Source organism: Vogesella mureinivorans, assembly GCF_007644035.1.
Classification (GTDB): Bacteria; Pseudomonadota; Gammaproteobacteria; order Burkholderiales; family Chromobacteriaceae; genus Vogesella; species Vogesella mureinivorans.
In genome coordinates, this window is record NZ_VMTV02000193.1 from 1 (window position 1) to 275 (window position 275).

Genomic DNA, 275 nt, shown 5'->3' on the forward strand with positions numbered 1-275 from the left:
CGCTCGACATAGACCGCCCCGTCGAGCTTGCCGGCATCGGCCAGCGCCTGACGGATCTTGGGCAGGTTGCGTCCGACTTTCATGATGACTGCAGCATCGCTGGTCGCGAGCCGCTGGGCCAGTTCCGCTTGTGGCAGCGTGCCGGGCAGTACGGTGAACACATCGTCCCCCTGCATCAACGGCAACCCTGCCTGCGACCAACACCCCGACAGGCTCGTTACGCCTGCGATGACCTCGGTCGGGTAGTGAGGTGCGAGCCGCACATGGATGTGCAT

The 275-nt window shown here is 64.7% G+C and carries 1 protein-coding gene; it reads right to left on the bottom strand.

What is annotated here, in order from left to right:
- A partial coding sequence (locus tag FLQ44_RS24835; protein ID WP_369126598.1) for an SAM-dependent methyltransferase occupies positions 1–275 on the bottom strand: 275 nt, incomplete at its 3' end.